Origin of the sequence: Flavobacterium haoranii (genome assembly GCF_009363055.1) — a bacterium.
In the GTDB taxonomy this organism is placed as follows: Bacteria; Bacteroidota; Bacteroidia; order Flavobacteriales; family Flavobacteriaceae; genus Flavobacterium; species Flavobacterium haoranii.
This window is the reverse complement of the sequence record NZ_CP045292.1, coordinates 1,545,514-1,569,706: the sequence shown is the minus strand read 5'-3', so window position 1 is coordinate 1,569,706 and position 24,193 is coordinate 1,545,514. Positions and strand designations below refer to the sequence as shown.

Here is a 24,193-nt window from a genome sequence, read left to right as displayed (position 1 = left end):
TTGCTGATTTGTTGGTTACAAAAACACCATTACAATCACCTTCTAGCTGAATGAAGACTTTTAAAGGATATTTTTCATCTACAAAAATATTTTCTAATATATTGCTTTTTAGTAAGTTGTATTTTTGTTAAAGTGTTTAGTAACAAAAAAAGCCTTCAAAATTTTGAAGGCTTTTCTAAAAGATTAAAGAGTTATAGAATTAATAAACTACTTTTTTGTATAAAACTTTATTGTTTTCAAGAGTGATTTCTAAAATTAAACCACTATTTGTTTTTAGAATTTGGTCTAATACAATAGTTTTAGAAGTAACCTTCTCTTTATTTGTAATTACTCGGTCTAGAATATCAAAAACTTTAATTGAACTAATATTTTCAATAGAAGAATGTACAGTTAATCCAGTTGACGAAGAAACCCAAACAGAATTATCGTTAAGTTCTGTTGTATTTTCGCTTAAAGTATTTTTGAAAATTAAATTGAAACGATTGTTGTTAGTTCCTTCATTTGCTTGGAAAGAATAAGGCATGCTTCTTAAATCATGAATAATATTTAACTCTAAATCGTGTAAAAATATTGCTTGAGCTGTTGTTTCAAATAGACCATCAATCGATTTAATTCCTATTGAATAAATACCACTGCTTGGAGTTCTAAATCCTAAAGGAACAACATCATTATCATCAAAAGGTGTTTGTCTTCCTTGAATAGCAAATTTTACATCGTCAATTAAAGAAAATAAATTTAAAGTTACTTTGTTATCGGTTTCAGCGTCATATAAACGATCCCTGCTATTTGACGCACCATCAGCATAACCAATTAGAGCTGTCATTGAAGAGTTGTTTGTTGTATTTATAATATCTAACCAAATACGGTGCTTTTCGTTTGATGTAACACTATTATTAGTGTTTCTGTAGAATTGACCGTTGTCGTAAGTATTACTTCTTAAAGCATTTGTAAAGTTTAAGTTTTGAGTATCTGGACCACCATCAAGCATTGAAACAAAGAAACCTTGTCCAGCAGCAATATATCCATTAAATACGTCAGGTCCGTTTGAAGCTCCAAGATTGTTATATCTAATGTAATCTGCAATGGAATAATTATAAACAAATCCTTCATAAAATGGGTCAGAATAAGCACTACTTGGTGATGTTCCGTGTGTCCATAACATAATGTATCCATCAATTGAGGGATTTGCCGTTAAAAAGTCAATTGCATCAATTGCAGATGGATACGGATTACCTATTAAGTTCCAGTTGTCATCATTACTAGTTACTTTAGTTCCTCCGTTAAAGTAGTTAGGTCCGCTGTAAGTACCTCTTGCAATTGGTGTTAAAATAGTTCCGTTGTTTGCTTTTCCTGTAAAGATAGCAGTAAAATTTTGTGGTGTAGTAGTACTAAAGTTATTTGGACCTCTTACGATATATCCTTTTCCTTTTACCATTACCTCATTAGCAGCACCTGCCCAGTTTCCAAATCCATTCAAATTGGTTGATATCGTTGGAATCCATTTGTAGATTAAACTAGAATTGGGAGAAACATTGGAAACATTAAAACTTTCAACTGGCGATGACCAATACACATAATCCATTTTAGTAATAGAAGTGGTTCGCTTCATAGTGATAGAACCTTCATTGACCACATCATCAATTTTAATTAAACTAGAAGCGTTTTCTAAGATAAAGTTAGCAGTAGCAGCAACATCAATTTTTCCTTTCACTTTGGCAATACCAGAATTATTGATATTTAAAGAACCTGCATTAGAAACCGTAATAGATTTAGCTTCTGCATTGTTTGTACTAATAATACAAGGAACCGTGTTGTTAATTAGAACATCACAATTAATAGTGGGTACACCAGATGGCGTCCAGTTGTTTGCTACATTCCAATTAGTACTTACAGAACCATTCCAAGTTTTGGTACAAGAAGGAGGAACACAATCATAGTTTCTAGTTACAGAAATAGTTGGATTGTTTTGAACAGCACCTCTAACGCAATAAGTGGATGGGTTGTTATTACAGTGATTCAGAATTTTACCCCCACCATTTAAGTTTCCAGTAACGATTATACTTACATTTTTTAGAGTTAAATTTTTACCATTCAAATTTAAGTCACCATCAATTATGATAGTTTGAGTATTTCCATTACCACAATTGTTACCCCAAGTAACGTTATTGGTTAAAGAAACTGATTGTGAAAAAATAATGCAGGGAAAATAATTAAGAGAAGTAAAGTAATTTTTTTCATAATTTAATAGAGAGTTCTTTTTAAAATACAGTTATTCCGAAAACCAATACAGTTATTCCGAATTTTGATGCAAAGATAAATTGCTGATTATGAAATGCTATGCTTGCATAATAGTTTTTTTTTTATGATGAAATAACCAAAACTCGATTTTTAAGCTAACTACTTGTAAGTCAATATTTTTGTTTTTTAATGGGAATTTTGCAAGATATTTAGTTTTTTAGCAAATTTTAATGATTTATTTTTGGTAAAAAAGCTTTTTTATTGTATTTTATTGAATTTATATCCGAACAAGCCTTGTTTTTTGATAAAAATGATGCAAAATCGATTTTTTGCTGATAAAATGTTAATGAATTGTTATAAAATCGCTTTTAAGTTGTAAGAAAAGCAATTTTTCGACCTAAATTCAGCTAACTTTAACCATAAATTTACTCTGGAAGTAAGAGAAGATTTGAGAAGAAGGCAATGTCCTTATCTGATTTTTCCCTTACTTTGTAATGTGAATCAGAAAATTGCATTAGATTTTGGAACTGATATTGAATTGTATATCAAAAGAGACGATCTAAATCATCCGCTTATTTCGGGTAATAAACTTCGTAAATTAAAGTACAATTTAATTGAAGCAAGCGAAAAAGGTTTTTCTAAAATTGTAACTTTTGGTGGTGCTTTTTCAAATCATATTCTAGCAACTGCTGCCGCTGGAAAAGAATTTGGTTTTGAAACTATTGGAGTTATTCGTGGTGAGGAATTAATCAATCAAATTGACGACAATCCAACTTTGCGTGAGGCACGTAATCTTGGGATGAAGTTCTATTTTATTTCAAGAGAAATTTATAGAAATAAAGACTCTGAGGTTTTTTTAAAAGAATTAGAAGAAAAGTTCGGTTCTTTTTATTTGGTTCCTGAAGGAGGAACAAATGAATTGGCAATAAAAGGATGTGAAGAAATTTTAGAAGAAGATGATTCTAGTTTCGATTTTGTATGTTGTGCAGTAGGAACTGGGGGAACAATTTCTGGAATTATTAATGCTTCAAAAACAAATCAAAAAATATTAGGTTTTCCTGCATTAAAAGGTGATTTTTTATACAACGATATTCGTAAATTTGTCCATCAAAATAACTGGGATTTGATTTTAGATTATCATTTCGGTGGATATGGTAAAATAAAGCCAGAATTGATAACGTTTTTAAATAAGTTTTATTTAGAAACAAATGTTCCATTAGATCCATTGTATAATGGTAAAATGATGTTCGGTATAATAGATTTAATAGCCAAGAATTATTTTCCATCGGGTTCTAAAATTTTAGCTATTCATACCGGAGGTTTACAAGGAATTAAAGGAGTTAACAAGATTCTAAAAGAAAAAAATAAAGAGATTATTATTTATGAAGATTAAATTTTTTGCAATAGTACTATTTGGTTTAATTATAACAAGTTGTGGTTCGTCTAAAAAAGTTGTGAGAACAACAAGTACCAACAAGAAAACTACAAGGACTGTTACTCATAAACCTGTAGTTACAACAGAAAAGAAAACAGAACCTGTAAAATCGAGTACACAGAGTAGTAATGAAACGCTGGAGGCAACTTCAAAAGTTAGTGCTACAACAATAACTGTAACGGAATATATTAATCAGTTTAAGGGAGTTGCACAAGGAAATATGAAAACTTATGGAATTCCGGCGAGTATTATTTTAGCACAAGGTATATTAGAATCAGGTGCAGGAAAAGGAAGATTGTGTTTAGAAGCAAATAATCATTTTGGAATTAAATGTCATAAAGAATGGACGGGTCCAACAATTACTCATGACGACGATGCTGCTCAGGAATGTTTTAGAAAATATTCTGATCCAGCAGATTCTTATCACGATCATGCTTTGTTTTTAACTTCAAGAAGCAGATACAATAGTTTGTTTCAATTAGATAAATTAGATTATAAAGGTTGGGCTGAAGGTTTAAAAAAGCGGGTTATGCTACAGATCCAAAATATCCTTCTAAATTAATTGGTTTAATAGAAAGATATCAGTTAAACTTGTTTGACGAAGAAGTTACAGGAACTTCTGGGAGAAGTAATACAGTAGTTGTAGTAGATAATTCAGTTGCTGATGCAAGTATGTATACCATTCAAAAAGGGGATACTTTGTACTCATTATCAAAGAAGTTCAATACAACTGTAGAAGAAATTAAACGATTAAATAAATTAAATGATAATAGTTTGTCTATTGGGCAAATAATTAAAGTAAAATAATGAATTACACTAGAAGTAGTGCTTTGTTTATCGAAGCAGGAAAAGTTATACCTGGTGGCGTTAATTCGCCTGTTAGAGCGTTTAAAGGAGTAGGGGGTACGCCTATTTTTATCAAAGAAGCTAAAGGTGCTTATTTGTATGATGAAGATGGTAATCAATTTATTGATTATATCAATTCATGGGGCCCAATGATTTTAGGCCATGCTTTTGAACCTGTGGTAAATGCAGTTATTGAAAGAGCAAAAAAAGGAACTTCATTTGGTACACCTACAGAATTAGAAACTAAAATTGCTGAATTAGCAGTTTCTATGGTACCTAATATTGATAAAATTAGATTTGTAAATTCAGGAACTGAAGCATGTATGAGTGCTATTCGTTTAGCAAGAGGATATACAAAAAGAGATAAGATTATTAAATTTTCGGGTTGTTATCATGGTCATTCCGATTCATTTTTGATTGCAGCTGGAAGTGGATTGAGTACTTTTGGTGTGCCAAATAGCCCCGGAGTTACACAAGGAACTGCTAAAGATACTTTGTTAGCTAAGTTTAATGATATTGAAAATGTAAAATCAATTTTCGAGGCAAATAAAAACGAAATAGCTGCTGTAATAGTGGAGCCTGTTCCGGGTAATATGGGTTGTATACCGCCTTTGAATAACTTTTTAGCTCAATTAAGAGAAGTTTGTACTAATAATAATACTTTGTTGATCTTTGATGAAGTAATGACGGGATTTCGTTTAGCAAAAGGAGGAGCTCAAGAACTATATAACGTAAAAGCCGATTTAGTTTGTTTTGGTAAAGTTATTGGTGGTGGTTTGCCTGTTGGAGCATTTGCAGGTGGTGAAGAAATTATGAATCACTTAGCGCCTCTTGGTCCGGTTTATCAAGCAGGAACGTTGTCAGGGAATCCATTAGCAATGGCTGCTGGATATGAAATGTTGAAAGCTTTAAATGCAGATCTAGATATTTACAAGCGTTTGGAAGAAAAAACAGCTTATTTAGAAAAGGAATGCGCAGTGTACTAGAAAAAAATAAAGTAGAGTTTACTATCAATAGAGTAGGTTCTATGATTTCTGTGCATTTTGATAAAAATCCAGTTGTCGATTTTGAAACCGCTAAAAATGGAGACAATCAAAAATTCAAAGACTTTTTCCATGGCTTGCTAAATAATGGTGTTTATATAGCGCCATCTTCTTATGAGACTTGGTTTTTAACCGATGCATTAACGTATGAAGATTTAGATAATACCGTTAAAGCTGTTGAAAAAGTCACTAAATAATGGTAAAAAAAATCCCAGTTTTAAACTGGGATTTTTTTTTAATTTTCAATTTCAAAACATAATGTCTTGTTTGCTTTTAGCTTTTTATATTCAGCTTCACTTAATACAGATTCCAATTTTTTGTCAAATTTTCTTCTAATCAAGATTTTTCTTTCTTCATCTAAATTAGGCTCTGTAGCTACAGTTTTGTTTTTATGAACCAAAATTTCATAAACAGCCTGAGTTTTTGTGTCGTCTAAACTTAAATATTCTTTAATTTTATAAGTAGTTTCTTTTGCTTTTACATCGCTCTCTTGCGCGTTAGAAGCAAAACTTACTGAAAATATAAATACTAATGCTAATAAAAGTTTTTTCATAGTAGTTAAAAGGTTTAAAATATTACCAAATCTAAATTAAAAAAATTGTTTTGGCAAATTTTTTAACCCATTTTATTTTTTAGACATTCTCTTTCTCTTAAATGAGCCTTTTTTTCTTCTCTCTTTTCAGTTTGAATTTGATCCCATTTTTTCATTTGGTCTTCACTTAAAATTTTTCCAAGACGTTCTTTATCATGAGCTTTTTCATTTTGAAGTTCAGCTTTTAATGCTTCTCTTTCCTCTTCAGAAAGTCTTGGTTTTCCAGCTTCTCTTCTTGCTTGAATTTCAGCTCTTTTAGCTTCTCGTTTGTCTGCTTTTTCAACTAAAAATGCTTTTACTTCTTTTTGTTGTTTAGTGTCTAAATTTAAATCAGTTGTCATTTTTTTTAATTGAACTTCAACTTGCTCTTCTTTAGAAAGCTTTCCTTTTCTTTCATTTTGAGAAAAAGAAATTGTGCTGATTAGCATTACTGCAATGATTAATAAATTTTTCATCTTTTATATTTTTTTGATTTATAGTCTTAAGACATTAAAAAAAATAGAAGGTTTAAAACCAATAGTTTTTTTTATGTAAAAATTAACAGACGCTAAAATAAACAAATAATTTAAATTACTTTATAAGCTCTACTGTTTTATTATCACCTTCCACAATTACTTTAGTTAAATTGTGTTTTGCTAATTCTTTCATTGCAGCATCCCATTTTTTACCGCTCAATCCTGCTTTTTCTTTTAATTGTGCCAAAGCCTGATTGTTTTCTGCTTTTAAAAGTTCCACAATAGCTTTTGCTTCATCGCTAATGGCTAATGGTTTTGCTTCTGGTTTCATTTGCGGGAAAAACAATACTTCTTGGATAGACGGATTGTTTGTTAAGAACATAATTAAACGGTCCATTCCAATTCCTAAACCAGAAGTTGGTGGCATACCATATTCTAAAGCTCTTAAGAAATCTTCATCAATAAATTGTCCTGCTTCATCATCACCTCTTTCCGAAAGAGCTAATTGCGCTTCAAAACGCTCTCTTTGGTCAATTGGGTCATTCAATTCCGAATACGCATTCGCAATTTCTTTACCACAAACCATCAATTCAAAACGTTCCGTTAATTCCGGATTATCTCTGTGTTCTTTACATAAAGGCGACATTTCTTTTGGATAATCAGTAATGAAAGTCGGTTGAATGAAGTTTCCTTCGCATTTTTCACCAAAAATCTCATCAATCAATTTTCCTTTACCCATTGTATCATCTACTTCAATTCCCATTGATTTTGCAGCCGCACGAATTTCGTCCTCGCTTTTACCGGTAATATCAAAACCAGTGAATTGTTTAATAGCGTCAGTCATCGTAACACGAGCATAAGGCGCTTTAAAGTTTACGTTATGTTCGCCAAAAGTAGCTTCTGTGGTTCCGTTAACGGCTAAGGCACAATGTTCTAATAAATTCTCAGTGAACTCCATCATCCAGTTGTAGTCTTTGTAAGCTACATAAATTTCCATAGCGGTAAATTCCGGATTGTGTGTTCTGTCCATTCCTTCGTTACGGAAGTTTTTAGAAAACTCATAAACACCTTCAAAACCACCTACGATTAAACGTTTTAAGTACAATTCGTTAGCAATACGCATGTACAATGGAATGTTTAACGAATTGTGGTGCGTAATAAACGGACGGGCAGCAGCTCCACCGGGAATCGATTGTAATATTGGAGTTTCAACTTCCATGTATCCTTTGTCGTTAAAGAAAGAACGCATAGCGTTGAATAATTTAGTTCTTTTTACAAAAACGTCTTTTACTTGCGGATTCACCACTAAATCTACATAACGCATACGGTAACGCAATTCAGCATCGGTAAAAGCGTCAAAAACATGACCTTGTTCGTCAGTTTTTGGTAACGGTAACGGACGAAGGGTTTTGCTTAAGAAAGTAAAATTGGAAACACGAACGGCTTTTGCGCCTACTTTAGTCGTGAACAATTCGCCTTCAATACCAATAAAATCACCTAAATCAATTAATTTCTTGAAAACGGTATTGTATAATGTTTTGTCTTCGCCTTCGCAAATTACATCGCGGTTAAAATACAACTGAATTCTACCTTCGCTGTCTTGTAATTCAGCAAACGAAGCTTTCCCTTGATCACGAACACTCATTAAACGTCCGGCAATAGTAACTTGCTTGCCTTCAGAGAAATCGTCCTTTATCTGTTTCGAAGTGTGATTAACAGGATACAAATTGGCAGGATACGGATTAATGCCAAGCTCTCTTAACTTGGTCAATTTCTCTCTTCTAATGATTTCTTGTTCTGAAAGTTGCATACATTTTTATTTTAAGCCGGCAAAGATAGTTATAATTTGATAATGAGTCAATTTACAATTTTGAAATTTTTAGTGCCATTTGAAGCGAATGGCTAGCGTTTTTTTGCTTGCGGTGTTCCTGCTGTTCGTTTTATCTTTTTTGTTAGTTTGAGTAGAATCGGGAACAAAAAAGGATATCACTTCCATCAGGGCTAAACGGTAAACTATTTGTATATTTGTAGTCTAATTAATGATGCTATGGTAAGCGTTCAAAATAAAAAAGTGTTCCTTCAAGATTTAGGAACTAAAGACTATAAAGATACTTGGGACTACCAAGAAGAAATATTTGCTAAAGTTGTGGAACAAAAAAAGCAAAAAAGAGAAAACCCCGATGTTGAAACCGATAATTATTTTTTGTTTGTAGAACATCCACACGTATATACTTTAGGGAAAAGTGGAGATGTTTCTAATTTGTTGCTTTCCGAAAAGCAACTGGCAGATAAAGGAGCTACTTTTTATAAAATTAACAGAGGTGGAGATATTACCTATCACGGTCCTGGGCAAATTGTAGGCTATCCTATATTAGATTTAGAAAATTTCTTTACCGATATACATAAGTATTTACGTTTGCTTGAAGAAACTATTATTTTGGTTTTAGCCGATTATGGTTTAAAAGGCGTACGCAGTGAAGGGGAAACCGGAGTGTGGTTAGATGTAGGAACACCATTTGCTCGAAAAATATGTGCTATGGGTGTGCGTGCGAGTCGCTGGGTAACCATGCATGGTTTTGCATTAAATGTAAATTCAGACTTAGGTTATTTTGATAATATTATTCCGTGTGGTATTCGTGGAAAAGGAGTAACATCTTTGCATGTAGAATTAGGTAGGGAAGTAGATGAAAACGAAGTGCGCGAAAAAATTCTTAAACATTTTCAAAATTTATTTGAAGCAGAAATGGTATAGTTATCCCATACATATCCCGTACATATCCCGTACATATCCCGTACATATCCCGTACATATCTCATATATTTTCTATGGGGATTTATTGTGATTTTCGAGTTTTACCTTTTAATCACTTTCAAATGCTATTCAGAACTCGAGGTGTTATTTCTTAAATCTGAAATCTTCAATCATAAATCCAAAATCAACTGTTCGGGCAATAATCGAAAGCTCATTCTGTGGTATTTGCATGGGCCATACTTGGCAATTGCTTCGCGATGTTCTTTTGTGGGGTAACCTTTGTTTTTTTTCCAGTTGTACATCGGATATTCTTCGTGGATTTTGTCCATAAATTCGTCGCGATACGTTTTGGCTAGTACCGAAGCGGCGGCAATACTTAAAAATTTAGCATCTCCTTTTATAATACTTTGGTTGGGAATATCTTTTAAATACTCAATTTCTTCTTGAGTGAAAATTTTTCCAACGGTATTTTGAATCCCAAGTTTTCTAAAAATACCTCGGTTGCCGTCTACTATAATATGTTCGGGTTTTTGAGACAGTTTTAAAATACATTCCTGCATGGCTTTCATGGAAGCGTTGAGAATGTTGATTTCGTCTATTTCTTCATTATATATATGAGTAACGGCAAAAGTTATGGCTTGCGATTCTATTTCTGGACGAAGTTGAAAGCGCTTGTTTTCTGATAACTGTTTAGAATCATTTAAAGTTTGATTCTCGAAATTTGTATCTAAAATGATAGCTGCTGCTGTTACTGGACCAGCTAAACATCCTCGGCCTGCTTCATCGGTTCCGCACTCTAATTTAAAATTGCCGTAACTTTTACTTAACATTGAATTTTTTATCAAAAATATAATTTTTTACGCAACCTTTTTGATAAAAATGCATCTCTTAGAAGAGAACTATTTGCAAAACTTAAATTATTTGGTGAAAAATTTAACATAAATAAATTAGTAATATTCCGAAGTATTATTTGTTTATTTAAGAAATAATTAAGAAGTTTGCGGAATAACTAACTCAAATAAATTTAATATGAGATCGAAGTTTAAATGGATTTTTACGCTTTTAGTAGCGTTAACAATGCAGTTTTCTTTTGCTCAAGAGAAAACTATTACAGGGGTTGTGTCTGATGAACTAGGCCCAATTGCTGGTGCTAACGTAGTTGTAAAAGGAACAACACGTGGTACTACTACAGATTTTGATGGTAATTATGCCATCAGTGCTAAACAAGGAGATGTTTTAGTTGTCTCTTATGTTGGTTATGCTAACCAAGAAGTAACTGTGGGCGCGGCTAGCTCTTACAATGTTACAATTAAAGCGGCTCAACTTGAAGAGGTGGTTGTAACTGCTGCGTTAGGTGTTAAAAAATCTGAAAAAGCGGTGACTTATGCTGCGCAATCAGTAAAAGGTGAAGATTTAACAGAGGCTAGAGAGTCAAATATTGTTAATTCATTATCTGGTAAAATTGCGGGTGTACAAGTTACGAGTTCTTCAGGTGCTGTAGGAGCTTCTTCAAGAATTGTATTAAGAGGTGCTTCAACAATTACAGGTAATAATCAAGCGTTATTTGTTATCGATGGTATTCCTTACGATAATACAAGTTATGGTAATGCAGGGTCTAGTGGTGGACGTGATTTGCCAAATGGTGCTGCAAGTATCAATCCTGATGATGTAGAATCAGTAACTGTGTTGAAAGGGCCAACTGCTGCTGCTTTATATGGTATCCGTGCTAGTAAAGGGGTTATTTTAATTACCACTAAATCTGGTAAAAATAAAAATGGTAAAATTGAAGTTGCTTTCAATAATAATACAACTTTTTCAAATCCTTTAAGATTACCTTCTTATCAAAATTCATACGGTCAAGGAGCTACTAGTGATTTCTTCGAATTCGTTGATGGTGCAGGTGGTGGATACAATGACAGTGTTGATGAGAGTTGGGGGCCTGCTTTAGACAGAGGTTTAGAGTTTGTTCAATGGGATTCTTACAAAGTTGGTGGTGCTCCACTTCCTTGGAGATCTTACAAGGATAATGTTAAAAATTTCTATGATACAGGTTTGTCTCAAAGTAATACTTTAACGTTGTCAAGAGGTGATGAGTTTTCTAACTTTAGAATGTCAATTGGTAACACAAGTGAAAAAGGTATGATCCCTTTTACTGACTTCAAAAAATTTAATGTAGGTTTAAATGGAAGTATGAAATTGGGTAATAAATTAACTGCAAATGTTAATGTTAACTATTTCAATAATAAAAGTAATAACTTACCTAACGTGGGTTATACTTCTGAAAATCCAGTTCAACAGTTTTTATGGTCTGCAAGAAACGTTAATTTCCCAGCTTTAAGAGATTGGAGAAACTTGCCGTTAGCTGCTGTTGGAACTGCTGCAGAAGGTACTCCGTTAAACTGGAATACAGTATTCCAAAATAACCCTTATTGGGCTTTAGAAACAAATAGAAGTACATTAGATCAAGATAGAATTGTTGGAAGTTTTGGATTAAACTTTAAATTTGATGATAACTGGTCTATTAATGGAAAAGTTTCGTTAGATCAATACTCTCAAAGAGAGACTTTAAGAAAAGAAATTGGTACTAATGAGTATCAAGATGGTTACTATGCAGATATTAACAGAAGATATTCTGAAATAAATGCTGAAACTATTTTAACTTGGAATAAAGATTTGTCTGAAAGTTTTAAATTAACTTTAAACGGAGGTTTAAATAGTTTAAAAAGAGTTCGTTCAAATGCTATCGGAGAATTAACAGGTGGTTTAGAGTTACCAGGTTTATTTACTTTATCAAACGTTAAATCTGGAACTACTCCAGTTATTGATAGTAACTACTACGAGCAAAGAATCAACAGTGTTTTTGGTTTTGGTCAATTATCATTCAAAAATTATGCGTTCTTAGATTTTACTGCTAGAAATGACTGGTCTTCATTATTCTCACCTGAGAATAACTCATTCTTCTATCCATCAGTTACTGCATCATTTATCTTATCAGATATGTTAGGTTTCAGTAATTCAACTATCAATTACGCAAAAGTAAGAGGTGGATGGTCTAAAGTAGGGGTGTAGGTCCTTTATCTGAGTACTCTTTAAATACTACTTATGGATTATCTAATAATAATTTTGGTACTATTTCAAGTGTTCCTAATACACAATGGAATCCAGATATTAAACCAGAATCTACTACAGGTATTGAAGTTGGTTTAGATGTTAATGCGTTTAAAAACCGTGTTAGATTTGCTGCGACTTATTATAGCCAAAAAGGTGAAGACTTAATTTTACCAACTCAGGTATCTTCTGCTTCAACTTTTACAAATGCTTGGTTAAATGCTGCTACAATGACAAATAAAGGTATTGAATTACAATTAGGAGCTACAGTTGTTAAAAATGAGAACTTTAGTTTTGATGTTGATTTAAACTTTGCTAAAAACAAAAATGAGGTTGTTGATTTAGGTGGACAAGATTCATATGTTTTAGGTGGTCAATGGGGTATGGAATTACAAGCTATTCCAGGACAAGCTTATGGTGCCATAGTTGGTTTTCCTTATTTACGTAATGATCAAGGTCAAATTGTTTATGAAAATGGATTGCCAGTTACAAATAATGAGCAATTAGCTGTATTAGGTAACATTACTCCAGATTGGACAGGTGGTGCTAACTTTACTTTCAAATATAAAAACTTTGACTTAAGTACTTTAATAGATGCTAAAATGGGTGGAGAGTTATTCTCAATGACTTACATGTGGGGTAGATATGCTGGTACTTTAGCTGAAACTACAATTGGTAGAGAAACAGGAGTAGTTGGAAATGGTGTAATGTCTGACGGAAACGGAGGATGGCAACCAAACAACGTAGTTGTGGATGCTAAAACTTTCAACCAATATGCTTACAACTATTCTAACTTTACTGAATCTGGAATTTTTGATGCATCTTATGTTAAGTTAAGACAAGTGTCTTTAGGTTATTCTTTACCTAAAAACTGGTTAAGAGGAACATTTATTCAAGATTTTAAAGTATCTGTTGTAGGTAGAAACCTTGCATTATTATACTCTAAAGTTCCTCATATTGATCCTGAAACTGGTTTCAGTAGTTCAAATGGTGAGCAAGGTCAAGAATTTGGTCAATTACCGTCTGCTAGAACTTACGGATTTAATATTAATGTTAAATTTTAATTAAATTACTATGAAGAGAATAGGTTTATTTTTTGTTACAGCTTTAGCAGCGCTAACTGTTAGTTGTGACAAAGACTTTGAGTCAATCAATCAATCGCCGAATGACTCACAAGTAACAGACCCTAACTTATTATTAGCTACTACAATAATTTCAACTCAGAATGTATTGTATAATGCTCAAGTTGGTGGTGATATGGGATTATGTTGGGCACAACATTGGTCAAAAGTTCAATATAACGATGAAGAAAAATATATTCCTCGTAGAGCTTTAATGAACTCAGTATGGACATCTATGTATGCTAGTGTCATTGGTGAGGCAAAAGCTGCCTACACTTTAGCTGGAGATGAGGGTAATACTAATTTACAAGGAGCTGCTTTAGTAATGCAAGCAAATGCTTTCCAAATTTTAACTGATTTATATGGTCCTGTACCTTTTGATGAAGTTGGTATTCCTACAGTTTTTAAGCCTGCATATAATTCACAAGAAGAAGTTTATGATAGAATTTTAGATTTGTTAGATCAAGCTGAGAATTTATTTGCTTCAGGTTCTGGTGATATAACGGTTTCTGCAGATTTATTATATGGTGGTGATGTTGCTAAATGGAGAAAATTAGCCGCTTCATTAAAATTAAAAGCCTTAATGAGAATTTCTAAAGTTAGAAATGTTTCTACTGATGTACAGGCTTTAGTAAATTCTGGTTTATTAATGTCTTCTAACGATGACAGTGCTCAGTTAGCATACACAGCTTCTCAACCTGATGCTAATCCAATTTATGAAACAATTGTTTTCAGTACAAGAAATGAGTATAAAGTAAGCTCGGTTCTAGTTGATAAATTAAATTCGTTATTTGATTTCGATAGATTAGAGGTATTTGCTCAAGTTAATAATTCTGGAGCTTATGTAGGTAATGTACCTGGTACTGAGAATTCTGGTAGTTATAATAATTTTTCATCACCAGGTGAGTTTTATTTAGATCCTGAGTTACCAGGTGTAATGTTATCTTATGCTCAAGTTGAATTTTATTTAGCAGAAGCAGCTAATGAAGGTATTATTTCTGGTGGTCTTGCTGAAGCAAAGATTCACTATAATAAAGGTATAGCTGCTAATTTTTCTTTTAATGGTTTATCAGTTAGTCCAGCTTATTTGTCAAATTCTGTGGTAGATTTTAATACTCAGGCTGATGCAAGAGAAAAAATAGGTACTCAAATGTGGTTAGCACTTTACGGTCAAGGTATTGAAGCTTGGACTGAGTGGAGAAGAACAGGATACCCTGCTTTATCTCCAGTTGCTAATGCTGCTATTTCAGCAATTCCAAGAAGATTTTATTACTCTACTGATGAGCAAAACTTTAACCAAGCAAGTTATGCCGCTGCAGTAGCAACATTAGATCAAGGAGATACTATGTTATCGAAAGTTTGGTGGATGAACTAAAAAAAAATAGAATATGAAAAATTTATTAAAATTATCTTTATTTTCTTTGTTATTTTTGTCTTTTGCATGTTCTGATGATGAAGATACTTTAACAGGGAACAAAAATACAGGTGGACTAGTAGCGGAGATGACTTCTTCTCTTACTTACAAACAAGGTCAACCTAATGATGAAACTATGTCAGTAAACTTTTCTGTATTTCAAGGTCGTGATGAGATTGAAAAAGTAGAAGTTTACAAGCAATATTTTGGCTTAATAAATGTAGGTACCGATCAAGAAGAAATGATTTCATCTAACAATTTATTGTTTTTCTCTTTTGATATGCCTTTAGTTGATCAATATGAAAGTAAATCTTATCAATTTGACTATACAGATCTTATTGAAGGTTTAACTTTTAATGGAGGTTCTCTTCCATTAGACGATTCAACATTAAATATTGGAGATTATTGGAAATTAACTTATGTTGCTTATCTTACTGATGGAACAACGGTTCATTTAAATAGAAATTTTACTAAAGTAAATGTAGCTTGTGGTTCATATTTAGCAGGTAACTATTATGTTAATTATTTAAGTGGTCCTCAAATTCATACTTTAACAGAGATTGGAGATGGTTTATATGAAATGAGTTCAATGTTTGGATGGCCAACAGCTGGATACAAAGTAAAAATTACAGATTTGTGTGGTACTTGTACAATTTTGAATGACTGGCAGTTTTCTAATGATATTGGTGGAACTGGAACGGTTCAACCAAATGGTAATATTACTTTCACTGATGTATTTGTATCGGATGTTTATTCAGGCAGAGCATATACTTTAATCAAAATTTAATTATTAATAGTATGAGAAAAAATAATATGAATAAAATTTTAATGTCATCTCTTTTAGCTCTAGCTTTAGGTTTTGTATCTTGTGATAATCAAGATGACGCAACAGGTGATTCGGTATTTGAAGTAACGGAAGGTGTAGTTGCATCAGTAACCACAGATTTTGATAATTCAGCTACCATTACACTTAATGAATACGATGAAGAGGAATTTCCTTTTACAATCACATTAAATAAACCTTCTTCGATTGCTACTCGTTTTAGAATTGTGCAAATTGGCGGAGATGCTGTTTTAGGTGAAGATTATGAAATCTTAAACCTTAGTGATGAATCTATAGAGTTCTTAGATATTCCAGCTAGAGAAACAACTGTTTCAGGTAAAATTAAAATCTTGAGTGATATTTATGTAGAAGATACTAAAACTTTATCAATTCAAATAGGTAATCAATCTTTGGCTAATGCTACGATGCAGTATGAAGTAGTAAATTTTGCTATCGAAGATTACGATAGTTCAGAAATGATTTTTGAATTAAATTATGGTAAAGAGTTTTATTATCAAGGAGAAATGACAACTACTTGTGATTTTGAGTATGATATGGACTATTTAGTTTTTGATTCAAACTTTGATGATACTGGAATTTATGATGGTGCAACTGGCGCTTGTCCTACAGAAAGTTTATCAGTTTCTGTTGATCCTTCACACCCTAACTATTTACCAGATGGGACTTATTATATTTTCTATAGTGTTTGGGATGATGGAGGTCTTTCAGGTTTATATCACGATGTATTTACTATACCTACTTCAGTTGAATTTTATAGACCAGGTCTATTAAATCCACTTAATTTCGATCAAGAAAGTGCTTATATTCCTGATTCTACATATGGTTCAGGAGCTGAAGACTATGTTTTAACAATAGAAATAAACAGTGGTGTTATCTCTGTTTTAGATAGTAATAATTCTGTTTTAGGTTCTGCTAGATTTGCAGTAAACCACGATAAGATTAAAGCTGCTTTTGCAAATGCTAGAGCAAAAAGTTTAAAAAAATAATATTAATATTATTTTTTTAAAACGTAAAACCCTCTCAATTTGAGAGGGTTTTTTTTATCTATTATTTCTCATTACATTTGTCGATATTTTTTGATAATGAGATTATTTATTTGCTTCATTTTATTTTTTATAACTGTTAGTTCATTTGCTCAAAAGCCTGCTAAGGATATTGATGATAGTAAATTAATTACTAAATCTTCTGGCAATATTAATGATACTACAAAAGTATTTAAAGGAAAATCTTTAGGAGATAATAAAGCTCCAATAGATTTATATAAAATCTATACTTTAGAAAGAGATACTACATTTCTTGATACTACTTTATCTATTCAAAAAGAATATAAATACAATCTACTTAGAAAAGATATATTCGGTTTGATTGCTTTTGCTAATGAAGGGCATACATATAATACACTTGATTATAATTGGTATAAAAGTAGTACATTTCCAAAAATGGGATTTACTGCTAAACACTTCAATTATTTAGAATTTAATGATATTAACTATTATAATGTACCTACACCATTAACTGATTTGTATTTTAAAACAGTTATGGAACAAGGTCAATCATTAGATGCCTTTCTTACAGTTAATACCAAACCAAATTTAAATTTTTCTATTGCATATAAAGGATTACGTTCGAATGGCAAGTATATCAATAATATAACAAGCTCTGGAAATTTCAGATTTACAACGAGTTATTTTACAAAAGATAAACGTTACCATATAAATGCTCATTTTACAGGTCAAGATATCTCTAATCAAGAAAATGGAGGTATTGTTGATGCCTCTTTATTTGAATCTAGTGAAGATCCTTATAAAGAAAGAAATCGTTTAGAAGTTTATTTTACAGATGCTACTTCCTTATTAAAAGGGAATCGATTTTTTGTAGATCATAATTATAAGTTGAGTAAATCGAACCCAAATAGTTTAATGATTTACCATCAATTTAATCATGAATATAAATTCTTCGAGTTTAACCAACCTACGGTTAGTGAAAGGTTTGGTGATGCATTTCGTAATAAAATAAATAATAAAACAAGATACAATCATCTATATAATAAAATTGGTGTTGGATTTACAACAAAGAAGTTTGGTGACATAATCGCTTATGTGGAAAATAACAACTATAATTATTTTTATAGAAATGTTCTTTATAGCACCTCAGGAGTTTTAGTTCCTAATTCAATTAATGATCAAATTTCTTCATTTGGTGCTAACTATAATTATAATTTGAATGGAATTAACATGTTTTTAAATGTTTCAAATTCAATTACAAATCAATCTGTATCTAATATAGAAGCAATTGCTAAATATGCTTTAAACGATAATATTAAATTCGAATTTAAATATCAGAAACTCAATTCTCTTCCAAATCTAAATTATAATTTATATCAAAGTGATTATGTGTTTTATAATTGGAAGAATAATTTTAAAAATGAAAAACTAAATGCTTTCTTTTTAAAGTGGATACCAAATGGTTGAATGTTGAAGCGAATTGTAAAGTGCTTAACGATCATTTGTATTTTTATAATACTACAAATGATATTGAAAATTTATTAGTAGCTCCAGCACAATATTCGAATACAATCAATTATTTCTCAGTTAAAGCAAATAAAGAAATTAAACTTTGGAAATTTGCTTTAGATAATACAATTCTTTACCAAAATGTAGAACAAAGTGATAACATTCTTAATGTTCCACAAATTGTTACTCGAAATACCTTGTATTTTAGCGATCACGTATTTAAGAAAGCGATGTTTTTACAAACTGGTGTAATATTCAATTACTTTACCGAATATTATGCTAATGATTATAACCCTTTGTTAGGTGAGTTTTACGTACAAAATCAGACTAAAATTGGTGGTTTCCCAATGTTTGATTTCTTTGTAAATGCTAAAGTGCGCCAAGCAAGAATATTTTTAAAAGCTGAACATTTTAATTCGGCTTGGACAGGTTATAACTTTTATTCAGCTCCAAATTATCCTTACCGCGATTTTATAGTGCGTTTCGGATTAGTTTGGAATTTCTTCAGATAGTAGTTTTACTTTTGATTGTTTGGTAACTATAAATTTCTTATTTGTAATTACCCTAGATAATTATTCCAAAAAATATAAATACCTTTGTCGATAATTACGTATTAATCGGAATTATACCGATTTTTAAACTAAATTTTAATGAAATACGCTAAAAACATACTAGAAACTATTGGAAATACGCCATTAGTTAAATTGAATAAAGTTACATCTGAAGTTGATGCTTTGGTATTGGCAAAAGTGGAAACTTTTAATCCTGGAAATTCTGTTAAAGATAGAATGGCTGTTAAAATGATTGAAGATGCAGAAGCAGATGGTCGTTTAAAACCAGGTGGAACAATTATCGAAGGAACTTCGGGAAATACTGGAATGGGTTTGGCTTTAGCTGCTATTGTTAAAGGTTATAAACTAATTTGTGTTATTTCGGACAAACAGTCTAAAGAGAAAATGGATATTCTTAGAGCTGTTGGCGCAAAAGTTGTAGTTTGTCCTACAGATGTTGAGCCTACCGATCCTCGTTCTTATTATTCAGTTTCAAAGCGTTTAGCAGAAGAAACTCCAAATGCTTGGTATGTTAACCAATACGATAATCCAAGTAATGCTATAGCCCATTACGAACAAACTGGTCCTGAAATTTGGGAACAAACAGAAGGAAAGATTACGCATTTTGTAGTAGGTGTTGGAACTGGAGGAACAATTTCTGGAACTGCAAAATATTTAAAAGAGAAAAATCCAAACATCAAAATTTGGGGAATCGATACTTATGGTTCAGTTTTCAAAAAATACCACGAAACTGGAATTTTTGACGAGAACGAAATCTATTCTTACATCACTGAAGGTATTGGTGAAGATATTTTACCTAAGAATGTTGACTTTTCATTAATCGATGGTTTTACAAAAGTTACTGATAAAGATGCTGCGGTTTATACTCGAAAAATAGCTTTAGAAGAAGGGATTTTTGTTGGAAACTCTGCTGGAGCCGCTGTAAAGGGTTTACTGCAGTTAAAAGAACATTTTGGTCCAGACGATGTAGTTGTGGTCTTATTTCACGATTCTGGAAGCCGTTATGTTGGAAAGATGTTTAACGATGATTGGATGCGCGAAAGAGGTTTCCTTGAAGAAGAAATCACAAAAGCAGAAGATTTAATCAAAGAACATATCGAAAAACCATTAGTAATTGTTCGTACAGAAGAATTAGTATCGCACGCTATCGAAAGAATGAGAAAATATAAAATTTCTCAAATTCCAGTAGTTGATGTAAACGGATTTGTAGGTTCTGTAGATGAGTCTGATTTATTCCAAAGTTATATCACCGATAAAAACACAGCGGAAAGACCAATTAGAGAAGTTATGGGTAAACCTTTTCCAATTGTGAAATTAGGAACTCCAATTGAAGATGTTTCAAGATTAATTACAAAAGATAATCAAGCTGTTTTAATTGATTTAGGAAATGGTAAACATCACATTATTACAAAACACGATATTATCAATTCGATAAAATAATACTTTTGTCAAACTGAAGTAATTTCAGTTTCTAAAAAAGGACGTTCATTTGAACGTCTTTTTTTATTTATCATTTATTCCTTTTTTAATTTTTTTATTATTTAATTCATTTGAAAATAAAATATGATTTTAAGGATTTTGATTTTTTCATAAATAACAAGTTTATATAGATATATATTTTTTTATATTTGTTTTTCAATTATATACGCCATACAAATTAATTTATGAAAGAAAATGTATTACATTATTTGTGGTTGCATAAGAAAATTGATGCTCGTCAATTAGTAACTACAAAAGGAGAAAGTCTCCAAATTTTAAATTTCGGTCAATATTTAGAAACTGCAGGTCCTGATTTTTTTAATGCCCAAATTGTTATTGGTAATCAAAAATGGGCTGGAAATGTAGAAATGCATGTTAAGTCTTCAGATTGGTATGTGCATCATCACGAACAAGATTTGGCTTATAATAATGTTATTCTTCATGTGGTTTGGGAACACGATCAGGAAGTTTTTTATACCAATAATAATGAAATTCCCGTTTTAGAACTAAAAAATAGTGTAGATTCGGATTTACTTCTCAAAATAGATACTTTGTTTGTAAGTAAATCTTGGATTAATTGTGAAAATCAAATTAGTGAAGTTCCTAATTTAAAGTTGGCGATTTGGAAAGAAAGATTATTTTTTGAACGCTTAGAAGAGAAATCAAAATTTATTTTAGAAGTTTTTGAAAATCAAGAAAAAAATTGGGAAGCTACTTGTTTTGTAATGCTAGCAAAGAATTTTGGTCTTAATATAAATGGGAACTCTTTTTACGAATTGTTTTCTAAAATACCATTTTCAATAATAAGAAAAGAGGCAGTTAATAGTAAAAATCTTGAAGCTTTATTTTTTGGAAGTGGAAATTTTTTAAATGCTCATTTTGAAGATAATTACGCGAAAGAACTTCAGGATATTTGGAATTATCAAAAAGCGAAATACAGAATTTCCGAATATAAAAACGCGACTTTTCAATTTTATAAATTGCGACCTGATAATTTTCCTACTATTAGAATTGCTCAATTATGTGCTTTGTATGTAAAATGTGTTGATGTTTTTGCACGAATTATAGAAAGCAATAATTTAGAAAACTTTTATAAAATTTTTGAAATTGAAGTTTCTGAATATTGGCTGAATCATTTTAATTTTGATAAATCAATAAAAAACTCAAATAAACGGAAATTATCTAAAGAATTTATTCAATTGGTAATTATCAATACAATTTTGCCCTTGAAGTATGTTTATGCAAAACAACTTGGTTTAGATTTTAATGACGATTCTTTAAATTTAATAAAAGAATTGAAAAGTGAAAGAAATTCAATTACTTCTCGTTTTGAAGAAATTGGTGTTTCAAATGAAAATGCTTTCGATTCGCAAGCTTTACTACATCTGAAACAAAATTATTGTAATAAAAATGAATGTTTGAAATGTTCAATTGGATTAGATGTTTTGGGTAAAATTTAATACATTTGAAAAAAAATAAATGGTTACAAATCTTTTACATTTTTTTGAAAAACACGGATTTTTTGTTGCACAAAGACTAGCAGAAAGGTTAGGAATTAGAGCAACAAATGTACGTTTGTTCTTTATTTACATTTCGTTTATAACAATTGGTTTAGGTTTTGGCTTTTATCTTACTTTGGCTTTTCTTTTACGCTTAAAAGATATGATCCATACTAAGAGAAGCTCAGTTTTTGATTTGTAATAGCGGCATTTTTTAACTTTTCTTTGTAATTAGGTTACTTTTCTTATCTTTGGAAAATTATCAACCAATTAACTTATGTCTACAAAAACAGAATCTTGGGGTTCAAGAGTTGGCCTTATTTTAGCTATGGCTGGAAATGCTGTAGGATTAGGGAATTTTTTAAGATTTCCGGTTCAAGCAGTTCAAAATGGAGGAGGAGCATTTATTATTCCATATTTAGTTTGTTTCCTAGTAATGGGAATTCCACTATTGTTTATCGAATGGTCTACAGGTCGATATGGAGGTAAATTTGGTAACCATAGTACACCATATATATTAGACACAATGGCAAAAGGAAGAATTTGGAAATACATTGGTGTTTTCGGAATCTTTACCAATATAGCTGTTGCTGCCTACTATTGTTATATCGAATCTTGGACAATGTCTTATGTATACCATTCAATCGTTGGTACTTTTAATGGAATGTCTCAGGGTGATGTTGCTAATTTTTTCAATTCTTATGTTGACGTAGCTCATTCAACTACAGGAATTCCTTATGAAGCAGTTGTTTTCTATGTAATATGTTTACTTTTAAATACTTATATTTTGTCTAAAGGTTTAGGTGGAATAGAAAAGGTAGCTAAAATTGGTATGCCATTATTAATATTATTTGGTGTGGTATTAGCAATTAGAGGGTTAACACTAGGGACTTCAGGTGCATCAGATATTTTCCCTAATGCTAATGCTTGGGATGGTTTAAACTTTTTATGGACACCACAATTTGATTCTTTAAGTAATCCTAAAGTTTGGTTAGCGGCAGCCGGACAAATTTTCTTTACACTTTCTGTAGGAATGGGAACAATTCATTGTTATGCTGCTTATTTAAAAGAGAGAGATGATATTGCTTTAAATGCTGTTTCTGCTGGTTTTATGAATGAATTCGTAGAAGTGGTTTTAGGAAGTTTAATTGTTATTCCAATTGCTGCGGGTTATTTAGGTTTAGACTGGGTTATTCAAAATGCTGGTTTCGGTATGGCGTTCCAAACAATGCCTTATTTATTTCAACAATGGGGTGAAGTATTAGCAATTTTTGCTGGAGTATTTTGGTTTGGATTATTGTTCTTTGCTGGTATTACTTCTTCGTTAGCAATGGGAACTCCATGGATGGGCTTTATGAGAGATGAGTTCAATTGGAGTAAAAACAAAGGAGCTTGGTCTTTTGGATTTTTAGCATTAACAATGGGATTGCCAACAGTAATATTTTTTAATGAAGGATTGTTTGATCAGTACGATTATTGGGCAGGTACAGTAAGTTTGGTAGTTTTTGCGTTTTTAGAAACTATATTATTTTCTTATATATTTGGGATTAAGAAAGGTTGGGCTGAAATCAATAAAGGTGCCGATATTAAGCTTCCAGGTTTTTATAAGTATATAATTTTAATTGTTACTCCAGCTTTATTAGGATGGGTTTTAATATCAAGTATTCCAGATTGGGTTGATAAGATAAAAGATAACGACACTCATAACAAAGAATGGTTTGCAGATGCTTATTTTGCAGAAAATTTTGAATCAACGGGTAAAGTGACTGGCAAAGTTGTTGAAGCTACCTCTCAATATTTAAAAATTGCATTTGATAATGAGAAAAAAGTTTTTGATAAAGCAACTGGGGAAGTTGTAAAAGTGCCATTTACAGATTATAAAGAATATAATTTCAAAGCTGAAAATAATCAAGAAGTAATAGTTAAGGTAGATCAAATAATTTCTCCAGCAGATAAAATTGCTACCGGTAAGTTTACAAACAATACTTTATACAAATTCTTAGGTAGAATGTTATTATTAGCATTGTTTATATTTATTTCAATCGTGGTATTATTAGCCTACAAAAAAAGAGTTAAAGAAGGGAGAGCAACATTATGAATTCAACAGCAATTATAACTATGGTTTGTGCTCAAGGTATTGTTATTGCCTTTGCATCATTTTTTTCTATAAAGTACTTACTATTCCGCCTAAACAAGAACCAGATTCTTACAGCGAGAATGATGATGAACTAGTAAGACAACAAGACTAATTATTATATAAAATGAAAAAAATAAAATCCTATT

18 protein-coding genes and 2 pseudogenes are annotated in these 24,193 nt (G+C 31.4%); 15 read left to right on the top strand and 5 right to left on the bottom strand.

Going from position 1 to position 24,193, the window contains the following annotated elements:
* Positions 1-199: 199 nt before the first annotated feature.
* Positions 200-2,095: a hypothetical protein gene (locus tag GCU34_RS07575; protein WP_072784337.1), complete on the bottom strand. Its 1,896-nt coding sequence runs from the start codon at positions 2,093-2,095 to the stop codon at positions 200-202.
* Between the two features lie 639 nt (positions 2,096-2,734).
* Between GCU34_RS07575 and GCU34_RS07570 the strand changes: the two genes are divergently transcribed.
* From GCU34_RS07570 to hemL, 4 genes and pseudogenes are all read left to right on the top strand, one after another.
* A complete protein-coding gene (locus tag GCU34_RS07570) occupies positions 2,735-3,631 on the top strand; it encodes a 1-aminocyclopropane-1-carboxylate deaminase/D-cysteine desulfhydrase (RefSeq protein ID WP_072784336.1) in 897 nt (298 codons plus the stop codon).
* Entirely contained in the window at positions 3,621-4,235 is a 615-nt protein-coding gene (locus GCU34_RS07565; RefSeq protein WP_317162500.1) for a glycoside hydrolase family 73 protein, read from the top strand. The genes GCU34_RS07570 and GCU34_RS07565 overlap by 11 nt, the downstream gene beginning before the upstream one ends.
* A 29-nt stretch (positions 4,236-4,264) precedes the next feature.
* Positions 4,265-4,480 carry a LysM peptidoglycan-binding domain-containing protein gene (locus tag GCU34_RS14235; protein ID WP_317162499.1) on the top strand — a complete coding sequence of 72 codons (216 nt, stop codon included), beginning with the start codon at positions 4,265-4,267 and terminating at the stop codon, positions 4,478-4,480.
* Positions 4,480-5,759, top strand: a pseudogene (gene hemL / locus GCU34_RS07560) (glutamate-1-semialdehyde 2,1-aminomutase). The gene GCU34_RS14235 and the pseudogene hemL overlap by 1 nt, the downstream one beginning before the upstream one ends.
* 38 nt (positions 5,760-5,797) lie before the next feature.
* Here the strand turns inward: hemL and GCU34_RS07555 are convergent.
* The 3 genes from GCU34_RS07555 to lysS all read right to left on the bottom strand — a co-directional run bounded on the left by GCU34_RS07555 (position 5,798) and on the right by lysS (position 8,419).
* A complete protein-coding gene (locus GCU34_RS07555; protein WP_072784331.1) occupies positions 5,798-6,115 on the bottom strand; it encodes a hypothetical protein in 318 nt (105 codons plus the stop codon).
* A gap of 62 nt (positions 6,116-6,177) precedes the next feature.
* The gene (locus GCU34_RS07550; RefSeq protein WP_152378411.1) at positions 6,178-6,609 is read right to left on the bottom strand and encodes a hypothetical protein; all 432 of its coding nucleotides are present in this window, start codon (positions 6,607-6,609) and stop codon (positions 6,178-6,180) included.
* A gap of 115 nt (positions 6,610-6,724) precedes the next feature.
* Positions 6,725-8,419 (bottom strand): lysine--tRNA ligase, encoded by a 1,695-nt coding sequence (gene lysS, locus GCU34_RS07545; RefSeq protein WP_072784327.1) that lies wholly within the window; start codon positions 8,417-8,419, stop codon positions 6,725-6,727.
* Positions 8,420-8,656: 237 nt separating this feature from the next.
* On the opposite strand from lysS, the gene lipB reads away from it, so the two are divergent.
* A complete protein-coding gene (gene lipB / locus GCU34_RS07540; protein WP_072784325.1) occupies positions 8,657-9,361 on the top strand; it encodes a lipoyl(octanoyl) transferase LipB in 705 nt (234 codons plus the stop codon).
* Between the two features lie 169 nt (positions 9,362-9,530).
* On the opposite strand, the gene GCU34_RS07535 is transcribed toward lipB, so the two are convergent.
* Complete coding sequence (locus tag GCU34_RS07535) at positions 9,531-10,190, bottom strand: ribonuclease HII (protein ID WP_072784323.1); 660 nt, start codon at positions 10,188-10,190, stop codon at positions 9,531-9,533.
* Positions 10,191-10,389: 199 nt separating this feature from the next.
* Here GCU34_RS07535 and GCU34_RS13945 point away from each other — a divergent pair, with 199 nt between their 5' ends.
* The 10 genes and pseudogenes from GCU34_RS13945 to GCU34_RS07490 all read left to right on the top strand — a co-directional run bounded on the left by GCU34_RS13945 (position 10,390) and on the right by GCU34_RS07490 (position 24,008).
* Positions 10,390-12,429 carry a SusC/RagA family TonB-linked outer membrane protein gene (locus GCU34_RS13945; protein ID WP_227658658.1) on the top strand — a complete coding sequence of 680 codons (2,040 nt, stop codon included), beginning with the start codon at positions 10,390-10,392 and terminating at the stop codon, positions 12,427-12,429.
* 269 nt (positions 12,430-12,698) lie between these two features.
* Positions 12,699-13,532, top strand: coding sequence for a SusC/RagA family TonB-linked outer membrane protein (locus tag GCU34_RS13940; protein ID WP_394367524.1), 834 nt, complete (start codon positions 12,699-12,701; stop codon positions 13,530-13,532).
* Between the two features lie 10 nt (positions 13,533-13,542).
* Positions 13,543-14,964, top strand: coding sequence for a SusD/RagB family nutrient-binding outer membrane lipoprotein (locus GCU34_RS07525; protein ID WP_072784319.1), 1,422 nt, complete (start codon positions 13,543-13,545; stop codon positions 14,962-14,964).
* A 13-nt stretch (positions 14,965-14,977) separates the two neighbouring features.
* The gene (locus GCU34_RS07520; RefSeq protein WP_072784318.1) at positions 14,978-15,790 is read left to right on the top strand and encodes a hypothetical protein; all 813 of its coding nucleotides are present in this window, start codon (positions 14,978-14,980) and stop codon (positions 15,788-15,790) included.
* Between the two features lie 26 nt (positions 15,791-15,816).
* On the top strand, positions 15,817-16,833 hold the full coding sequence (locus GCU34_RS07515; RefSeq protein ID WP_143146219.1) for a hypothetical protein: 1,017 nt from the start codon (positions 15,817-15,819) through the stop codon (positions 16,831-16,833).
* A 96-nt stretch (positions 16,834-16,929) separates the two neighbouring features.
* Positions 16,930-18,872: pseudogene (locus tag GCU34_RS07510) on the top strand (putative porin).
* A gap of 138 nt (positions 18,873-19,010) precedes the next feature.
* Entirely contained in the window at positions 19,011-20,372 is a 1,362-nt protein-coding gene (locus GCU34_RS07505) for a pyridoxal-phosphate dependent enzyme (protein ID WP_072784312.1), read from the top strand.
* A 224-nt stretch (positions 20,373-20,596) separates the two neighbouring features.
* On the top strand, positions 20,597-21,871 hold the full coding sequence (locus GCU34_RS07500; protein ID WP_072784310.1) for a DUF2851 family protein: 1,275 nt from the start codon (positions 20,597-20,599) through the stop codon (positions 21,869-21,871).
* Positions 21,872-21,890: 19 nt separating this feature from the next.
* Positions 21,891-22,112 (top strand): PspC family transcriptional regulator, encoded by a 222-nt coding sequence (locus GCU34_RS07495; RefSeq protein ID WP_072784308.1) that lies wholly within the window; start codon positions 21,891-21,893, stop codon positions 22,110-22,112.
* 75 nt (positions 22,113-22,187) lie between these two features.
* Entirely contained in the window at positions 22,188-24,008 is a 1,821-nt protein-coding gene (locus tag GCU34_RS07490; protein ID WP_072784306.1) for a sodium-dependent transporter, read from the top strand.
* Positions 24,009-24,193: the final 185 nt, after the last annotated feature.

What these genes read in the sequence shown, in the direction of transcription:
- GCU34_RS07565 (WP_317162500.1), top strand. Translation starts at nt 3,621, where the DNA reads ATGAAGATTAAATTTTTTGCAATAGTACTATTTGGTTTAATTATAACA.
- GCU34_RS07555 (WP_072784331.1), bottom strand. Translation starts at nt 6,115, where the DNA reads ATGAAAAAACTTTTATTAGCATTAGTATTTATATTTTCAGTAAGTTTT.
- GCU34_RS07550 (WP_152378411.1), bottom strand. Translation starts at nt 6,609, where the DNA reads ATGAAAAATTTATTAATCATTGCAGTAATGCTAATCAGCACAATTTCT.
- lysS (WP_072784327.1), bottom strand. Translation starts at nt 8,419, where the DNA reads ATGCAACTTTCAGAACAAGAAATCATTAGAAGAGAGAAATTGACCAAG.
- lipB (WP_072784325.1), top strand. Translation starts at nt 8,657, where the DNA reads ATGGTAAGCGTTCAAAATAAAAAAGTGTTCCTTCAAGATTTAGGAACT.
- GCU34_RS07535 (WP_072784323.1), bottom strand. Translation starts at nt 10,190, where the DNA reads ATGTTAAGTAAAAGTTACGGCAATTTTAAATTAGAGTGCGGAACCGAT.
- GCU34_RS13945 (WP_227658658.1), top strand. Translation starts at nt 10,390, where the DNA reads ATGAGATCGAAGTTTAAATGGATTTTTACGCTTTTAGTAGCGTTAACA.
- GCU34_RS13940 (WP_394367524.1), top strand. Translation starts at nt 12,699, where the DNA reads ATGACAAATAAAGGTATTGAATTACAATTAGGAGCTACAGTTGTTAAA.
- GCU34_RS07525 (WP_072784319.1), top strand. Translation starts at nt 13,543, where the DNA reads ATGAAGAGAATAGGTTTATTTTTTGTTACAGCTTTAGCAGCGCTAACT.
- GCU34_RS07520 (WP_072784318.1), top strand. Translation starts at nt 14,978, where the DNA reads ATGAAAAATTTATTAAAATTATCTTTATTTTCTTTGTTATTTTTGTCT.
- GCU34_RS07515 (WP_143146219.1), top strand. Translation starts at nt 15,817, where the DNA reads ATGAATAAAATTTTAATGTCATCTCTTTTAGCTCTAGCTTTAGGTTTT.
- GCU34_RS07505 (WP_072784312.1), top strand. Translation starts at nt 19,011, where the DNA reads ATGAAATACGCTAAAAACATACTAGAAACTATTGGAAATACGCCATTA.
- GCU34_RS07500 (WP_072784310.1), top strand. Translation starts at nt 20,597, where the DNA reads ATGAAAGAAAATGTATTACATTATTTGTGGTTGCATAAGAAAATTGAT.
- GCU34_RS07495 (WP_072784308.1), top strand. Translation starts at nt 21,891, where the DNA reads ATGGTTACAAATCTTTTACATTTTTTTGAAAAACACGGATTTTTTGTT.
- GCU34_RS07490 (WP_072784306.1), top strand. Translation starts at nt 22,188, where the DNA reads ATGTCTACAAAAACAGAATCTTGGGGTTCAAGAGTTGGCCTTATTTTA.